This window comes from Lysinibacillus sp. PWR01 (genome assembly GCF_043359455.1).
Classification (GTDB): Bacteria; Bacillota; Bacilli; order Bacillales_A; family Planococcaceae; genus Lysinibacillus; species Lysinibacillus fusiformis_F.
Window position 1 is genome coordinate 143,212 of the sequence record NZ_JBHERJ010000021.1, and the last position, 7,522, is coordinate 150,733.

General features: G+C 36.3%; 5 protein-coding genes. 4 read left to right on the forward strand and 1 reads right to left on the reverse strand.

Annotated features, from left to right (window positions below):
- Window positions 1–15 precede the first annotated feature (15 nt).
- Window positions 16–2,226, forward strand: coding sequence for a histidine kinase dimerization/phospho-acceptor domain-containing protein (locus tag ACEVFT_RS03060; protein ID WP_342442335.1), 2,211 nt, complete (start codon window positions 16–18; stop codon window positions 2,224–2,226).
- A 36-nt stretch (window positions 2,227–2,262) separates the two neighbouring features.
- On the opposite strand, the gene ACEVFT_RS03065 is transcribed toward ACEVFT_RS03060, so the two are convergent.
- Window positions 2,263–3,411 carry an acyl-CoA dehydrogenase family protein gene (locus tag ACEVFT_RS03065; RefSeq protein ID WP_205446654.1) on the reverse strand — a complete coding sequence of 383 codons (1,149 nt, stop codon included), beginning with the start codon at window positions 3,409–3,411 and terminating at the stop codon, window positions 2,263–2,265.
- Between the two features lie 308 nt (window positions 3,412–3,719).
- On the opposite strand from ACEVFT_RS03065, the gene ACEVFT_RS03070 reads away from it, so the two are divergent.
- The 3 genes from ACEVFT_RS03070 to ACEVFT_RS03080 all read left to right on the forward strand — a co-directional run bounded on the left by ACEVFT_RS03070 (window position 3,720) and on the right by ACEVFT_RS03080 (window position 7,325).
- On the forward strand, window positions 3,720–4,799 hold the full coding sequence (locus ACEVFT_RS03070) for a metallophosphoesterase (RefSeq protein ID WP_393948077.1): 1,080 nt from the start codon (window positions 3,720–3,722) through the stop codon (window positions 4,797–4,799).
- 103 nt (window positions 4,800–4,902) lie between these two features.
- A complete protein-coding gene (locus tag ACEVFT_RS03075) occupies window positions 4,903–5,739 on the forward strand; it encodes an undecaprenyl-diphosphate phosphatase (RefSeq protein WP_205446656.1) in 837 nt (278 codons plus the stop codon).
- 293 nt (window positions 5,740–6,032) lie between these two features.
- A complete protein-coding gene (locus ACEVFT_RS03080) occupies window positions 6,033–7,325 on the forward strand; it encodes a protoglobin domain-containing protein (RefSeq protein WP_393948079.1) in 1,293 nt (430 codons plus the stop codon).
- The last annotated feature ends 197 nt before the right edge of the window (window positions 7,326–7,522 follow it).

Here is a 7,522-nt window from a genome sequence, read left to right on the forward strand (position 1 = left end):
GGAGTGTAAAGACTTATGGTGAAAAAATGGAAATCCCTTCTCGTATTAATGTGTTTAATCTGGACGGTTTTCGGTGTACTTACTTTTTATCATGTGGGTTATCAGTATATTGGAAAATCATATTTCGAATCGGAAAATTTCCAGCATGAAATCGATAATTTCACTGCAGAACTAGGACCGTTAGTAATCAACGTTCCGAATGCACAGGAATTAAAAAATAAAATAGAGATTACCCAAACTGAAATAGAGGATCATCGTAATTACTACGGTACATTAGGACAGCAAATCGATAATATTAAAGCACAATATGAACAGCGCATTCAGGAAGCTGTAGATGCCAATGCAACAGAATTAAAGACAAAGCTAGAGACTGAACGCGATACTAAAATTAAAGATATTACAGCAAATTTTGAAAATGATGAACATGTACGAAAGAAGATTCTTGCAGAAAAAGAAGCGCTTATTGATAAATATATCAAAGCCGCACAAAGTGAATCCAAAAGCTTTAGTAAGACCTACGACTATTGGTCTTATGAGTTGACAAATACAGAAACAGGTAAAATTTACCGTTCTGGTGATGTTTCTGAAAGTAGTGCCTATAAAATAAAGTATACTGATCGAAAACCGCTATATGCATGGAATATTAGTGATAATTTAAGAGATATTTTTTACCGTACAGAAACGTATGTGAATGTAGATGACCTTTACGAAACGACAGAATATACAGGTGTAGTAGCTATCTCTAAAAAAGCAGTAATGTCAGAAGATGTGATACAAGGAGGATACCAACAATTTCAACAGTTTCAACGCAATCAATATACCCATTACTTTATTTGGATTACAAGTATTATAATGGCCGTCTTTGTTTGGAGGGGGCGTAAGGACGTATTACAGATTGTTAGGAGCATGAAGGAAAAAGATCTTTTATCAAAGTATAAAATTGATGTGCAAATTATTCTTTTGTTAATAACGGGCCTTATGTATTTCATTTCAGCACAAGTTGTTTTTGAATCGATTGAATATAATTCAATATATAATTATAATTATGTGCGTTTTATACTTGATATTGCCTTTAAAATAGCTGTTTTAATGGTAATTGGCAGTGCCTTCTTTGTGCAATTAATATGGTTGTATACAAGAGTAGATACTTTGAAAAAGCTAGAGGGAAATGTGAAATCGAGCTATTTATGGTCACTTGGGGATTCCCTTACTGATTTATTTATTAATCGTTCGATTGCATTGCATTCCATTGTGATGCTAGCTGCAGCATTCTTTGGAGGAGGTAGCCTTGTCGCTTTCATGGCTGGAGTAGGAGGTTTCGCAGTCCTTGTGCTTGGTATTTGTATGCTTATAGGATTCCCTGCTATGATTGTTTTCCTATCAAGAATGGGTTATTTAAATCGCATTATGAAAGATACGAAGGATATGGCTGAAGGTCGTTTAAACCGCGATGTAAAGATAAAAGGGAAATCACCGCTTGCAGGTCATGCAGAAAACCTCAATCATTTACGAGAAGGCGTGCGTACGTCTATGCATGAACAGGCGAAAAGTGAGCGTTTAAAAACAGAGCTAATTACAAATGTGAGTCATGATTTACGGACTCCTTTAACCTCTATAATAACGTATACCGATTTACTGAAGAAACCAAATATTACAGAAGAAGAACGTCAACAATACATTCATATTCTCGATAAAAAATCTGAACGTTTAAAGGTGCTAATTGAAGATCTATTTGAAGTATCGAAAATGGCAAGCGGTAATATTGAACTTCATCGCAGTCGAGTTGATTTGACACAGCTTATCCAGCAAGCAGTAGGAGAGCATAAGGAAGATCTAGCACAATCTAATTTAGATTTACGAATGACGATGCCAAATGATCTAATTTATGCATATGTGGATGGTCAAAAGTGGTGGAGACTCATTGATAATTTAATTGTCAATGTCTTGAAATATGCGCTTGAGGGAACTCGTGTCTATGTGACATTAAAGCGTACGGCTGATGGCGATGCTGAATTTACAGTGAAAAATGTAGCGAAGTATGAAATTAGTGAGGATGCTGAGGAATTATTTGAACGCTTTAAACGTGCAGATGCCTCTCGTCATACAGAGGGCTCGGGGCTTGGATTAGCCATTGCACAATCCATTGTTGATTTACATGGAGCAAGGATGACCATTGATGTAGATGGAGATTTATTTAAAGTAATTGTTCGAATTCCAGCAGTTTAATGGTAAAAAGGCGGCAAACTTCTGCCGCCTTTTTTATTATAGACCTAAATTTTTGGCGATAATAACCTTCATGACTTCATTGGTTCCTGCATAGATGGACATAACAGGTATATCTCTATACCTTCTAGCAATCTTATATTCCTCCATATAGCCATAGCCACCATGCAATTGCATGCATTGCGTAGCAAGGTCACGTGCATTTTCAGTAATCCAGTATTTTGCCATAGATACTTTAGTCACAACATCATTCCCTGCGATATGCTCTTCAATCAAGGATTCTAAAAATGATTTACCAAGCTCAATTTTAGTAGCCATTTCAGCTAATTTAAATTGTGTATTTTGGAAGTCACCAATTGTTTTACCAAAAGCTTGGCGTGATTTCACATAGTCTAGCGTTAATGCAAGCATATCCTCAGCGGCTGTTTGTGCGGCAATCGCTACGGCTAATCGCTCTTGTTGTAGTTTTTCCATCATATAATGAAAGCCCTTGCCCTCTTCTCCAAGTAGGTTTTGCACAGGCACTCGACAATCTTCAAAATAGAGTTCAGCAGTATCTTGGGCATGCATACCCACTTTTTCGAGCTGCCTTCCTTTTGTAAAGCCAGGTGTACCTTCTTCAATAACAAGTAGGCTGATGCCACGATGCTTTTTTTCAGCCTGTGGATTTGTTTTCACTGCGACAACCGCTAAGTTTGTGTGGATACCATTTGTGATAAAGGTTTTTTGACCATTTACAATATAATGGTCACCATCGCGAATAGCCGATGTTTGGATATTCGCCAAATCTGAACCTGTACCAGGCTCGGTCATTGCAATAGCGGTTATATAGTCGCCTGTAACACACTTAGGTAGCCAGCGTGATTTTTGTTCGTGTGTACCATATGCCTCAATATAAGGTACGACAATATCATTATGCAAGCCGACCCCAATAAGGCTGGAGCCTATACGTTCAAGTTCTTCTTGAATAATGACACCAAAGCTGAAATCCAGGCCCAGCCCACCATATTGTTCTTCTACTTGTGGACAAAGATAGCCCATATCACCAAGCTTACGCCAAAAAGAAGGCGGAATAAGATGATTCTTTTCCCATTGTGCATAATGCGGTTCAGCTTCTTCAGCTAAAAACTTACGAAAGGTTTTACGAAATAACTCATGCTCTGTTGTTTCAAATTTATAACGTGTCATTTGAAATAGCACCCCTTTTTCCTCGTAAATGCGTAAATTTGCTCGTTCATCTACTATGTTACTGGAAGATTTGTGAAAATCAAAGTAACTTTTCAGGTAGAATGACAAAAATGTCATCTATATACAATGAAATGTCATGTAAAACGAGAGTAACTAATGAAATGAAAAGGTAAACTTATATTTGTCATTGAATAAAGTGACAAGTTCCTATTTTCTCTAGAAGATTATTCAAGTGCTTCAAGCAATATGATTGTTAAGTATAATGATATAATCAATTAAATTATAGAAAGAAAGTAGAGGACTTGGTTATGCCAAAAGTAATCGGCGGTGTTCTTTTAATTAGTATTTATAGTGCGTTGACTTTCTATTTAGGGTGGGGAGTAAAGCAGTGGCTTGTGGCAATGGGATGGTTCCGTTTTCCAGTCCTATTTTGGTTGGTGCTGTATATTGTTGCTTTTAGTATTATAATCGGAAGATTACACGAGTCTTTACGAGTGTTTTCTGTAATCAGTAATTACTGGATGTTTATCTTTGAATATGGCTTATTGCTATGTTTAGCTGCACAGTTCATTATTTGGTTAACACCTTTTAAAAATGTACAAATAATTGGTAGTGTAGCAGTTGCAGTCTTATTTTTGCTAAGTATCATTGGCTCTTATTTAGCCTATTCTCCAGTTGTTCGTCATTTAGAAATAACAGTTGATAAAAAAGACAGTGAGTTAAACACACTAAGAGCTGTTGTGGCGTCTGATTTTCACTTAGGTGTTTTATCACATAAAAGACATTTACAACGTTTTGTAAGTTTAGCTAATGAAGCACAACCAGATATCGTGTTGTTAGCTGGGGATATCGTGGATGATGACCCGAAATGGTTTGTTCAAGAGGGCATGGCAGACGTCATGAAACAATTAACATCTACATATGGAACATATGGTATATTAGGTAACCATGAATATTATGGCAAAAAAATTACTGAAATTATCAAGGAAATGGAAAACGCCAATGTAAAAATGCTACTAGATGAAACAATTCTTATAGAAGATGCGTTTATATTAACAGGGCAAGAAGACAGGACGAATAAAGAAAGAAAACCACTTGAAGTATTAAAGCATTCTACTAACTTACCATGGCTTGTGATGAACCATACACCTGATGACTTGATCACACCTTCGAAAATGGGTGTTGATTTACATATGTCTGGTCATACACACAAGGGACAACTGTGGCCAAATCAATATATAACAGCTCGTGTATTTGAACTGGATTATGGTTATAAGTTGAAGGAACAGATGCATACACTTGTTTCATCAGGCTATGGCTTCTGGGGCCCGCCAATGCGAATTGGCAGTAGATCAGAGCTTTGGGTAGTAGATATAAAATTTCAGTAGTATGTGATAATCTGGAATAGGCTTCTTAGGTGAAATGGCAGTAGTATATGAAAACAGAGTATTTTATAATAAGTGGGTATTTGATTAAAAAAGGTAAGGTGACATGGTGGAAATTATAGAGTTATTAAAAGCGTTGATATTAGGCTTTGTCGAAGGTATGACAGAATTTGCACCAGTATCTTCTACGGGTCATATGATTATCGTGGATGATATGTGGTTAAAGACAGAGGAGTTTTTGGGAAAATATCCTGCCAACACATTTAAAATTGTTGTACAACTTGGATCCATATTAGCGGTTATCGTAGTTATGTGGAAACGCATGCTAAGCTTAGTTGGTTTATATAATATTGAAGGTCAAGCTAAGTCCATAAATGGTCGCTTTAACTTATTGCATGTTATTGTTGGGATGCTACCGGCAGTTGTCTTAGGTTTTGCATTCAAGGATTTTATTGATGACCATCTTTTTAAAGTAGAACATGTTATTTATGCGCTAGTGGCAGGAGCAATTCTAATGATTGCGGCAGATAAATTGGCACCGAGAAAACCAAAGGTAGATTCTTTAGATAAGATTTCCTATGGTTTAGCATTTAAGGTAGGGCTAGTACAATGTCTATCTCTATGGCCAGGATTTTCTCGTTCAGGTGCAACTATTTCTGGTGGGGTACTCTTTGGTATGAGTCACCGTGTTGCAGCTGATTTTACATTCATTATGGCTGTTCCAATCATGGCAGGAGCTAGCCTCGTATCCGTTTTGAAAAACTGGGATACTTTATCAATGGACTATTTTGGATTCTACGCTGTCGGATTTATTAGTTCATTCATCTTTGCATTACTGTCCATTAAGTTTTTCTTAGCACTTATTTCAAAGGTAAAATTAATGCCTTTTGCCATTTATCGTTTAGTTTTAGCCGCAGTTCTTTGCGTTATCATTTTCATGTAAACAATAAGTCACGCTTCTTCTCGAAGAAGCAGTGGCTTTTTTTGCGTTAAAATTATTGAATCATTCATCCATTTTTTCATTAAAGTGAAGGGAAATGAGTATAAAGAATCATATTTAAACATAGAGTAATAGCAAATTATAATAATATTAGACATCATTTACCTATATATTGTTCATTTGGTTGATTTGAGATTATAATTGATACATAAAGTATCTAATTATTTGTTGTTTTTTTATGGATTATAGGAGTATAGACTTAGTAAAGTGTATAATTAAAATATGAGGTGGAGAAAATGTTTCAACTTATCAATAGATCCAAGAAAAATACAATTGAAATAAGCAATGAAACAACTATCGGTATTTTTATTGAAGATTCAGACCGTCTACTACAATTAAATCTTGTAGGGTTAAGTGTGCATGATCTTCAACTGATTAATAGTTTAAAACCATATGTAGAAAGAAATGTAGTAGAAGTGGTAGGGGCATTTTATCATGCAATAGAAAGTGTTCCTTCTTTACAGGAGGTTATTCAATCACATAGTTCCAGCGAGCGTTTACGTCAAACATTACGTCACCATATTATTGAAATGTTTGAAGGGCGAATAGATGAAGCCTTTTTAGAAAAGCGAAGACGTGTGGCAAAAATGCATGTGAAGATTAATTTATATCCGAAGTGGTATCTAGCAGCTTTTCAAATTCTAGAGAAATCACTCCGGAAAATAATTTATGAGCTTCGATTACCTAAAGGTGAGGAAGAGAAGTTTTGTGATGCTGTCAGTAAAATATGTAATTTTGAACAACAAATTGTTTTAGAAGAATACGATAGCTATGCAAGTATATTAATTGAGGAACAACGTAATAATGTTAGGGACCATGTAAAGGAAGTCATAGGTGGAATTTCTACACAATTAGAGGTTCAATCACAAACTACGACTGAAACAGTAGCAGAACTTGTATATAGCGCACAGCGTGTCAACACTTCTTTGAAGGATAGTATGCATGAGGCCGAATCTATGCAAAAAGTATCTAGTGAAGGTTATAGTAAAATAATATCTATTAATGAACAAACAGGGAAGATTCATCATAAAACCGTTGAAATGGCAAATATGGTGGAGCAATTAGATGCGTCTTCTTCGAAGATTAATGCCGTTGTAGAAATTGTCAAAAGTATTTCAGGGCAAACAAATTTACTTGCGTTGAACTCTGCAATTGAGGCCGCACGTGCTGGTGAACATGGTAAAGGCTTTGCCGTTGTTGCAAACGAAGTACGCAAGCTTGCGGATCAAACGAAAAGCTCTGTTGAACAAATTGCTGAGTTGATCATGATGTCGAATGGTATCACAACACAAGTAGTACAAGCCATTCAGGACATACAGGAGCTTGTGAATAGTAGTATTGAACGGAATGCAGAATCTTTAAAAGCATTTGATGCGATTTCTGGATCTGTAGAGGATTCAATCTCGAATTTTCAAGAAGTCGGTAATCAAGTATCTGAATTAGCGACTATTATTGAGTCTATTGGTGAATCATCTGAAGAATTAGAGAGGGTGGCTAATCGCTTAAATACAACAATCAGAGAGTTTTAAAAGAAACAAAGCTATGCATAAAATCTATGCATAGTTTCATGTTGTTGAAAAAAGATGATGTTAACGGCAGAAAAAGCAACTTTGCAAGGTAAGAGGTTGATTTCCGTTCCGCCAGCGTCCTTTCCAGGGGGCGTCCGAGGAGCCGCTTCACTCACTAACGTTCGCTCCAGGGTCTAATCTGTGACGCTAAATCCCCT

What these genes read in the sequence shown, in the direction of transcription:
- ACEVFT_RS03060 (WP_342442335.1), top strand. Translation starts at nt 16, where the DNA reads ATGGTGAAAAAATGGAAATCCCTTCTCGTATTAATGTGTTTAATCTGG.
- ACEVFT_RS03065 (WP_205446654.1), bottom strand. Translation starts at nt 3,411, where the DNA reads ATGACACGTTATAAATTTGAAACAACAGAGCATGAGTTATTTCGTAAA.
- ACEVFT_RS03070 (WP_393948077.1), top strand. Translation starts at nt 3,720, where the DNA reads ATGCCAAAAGTAATCGGCGGTGTTCTTTTAATTAGTATTTATAGTGCG.
- ACEVFT_RS03075 (WP_205446656.1), top strand. Translation starts at nt 4,903, where the DNA reads ATGGTGGAAATTATAGAGTTATTAAAAGCGTTGATATTAGGCTTTGTC.
- ACEVFT_RS03080 (WP_393948079.1), top strand. Translation starts at nt 6,033, where the DNA reads ATGTTTCAACTTATCAATAGATCCAAGAAAAATACAATTGAAATAAGC.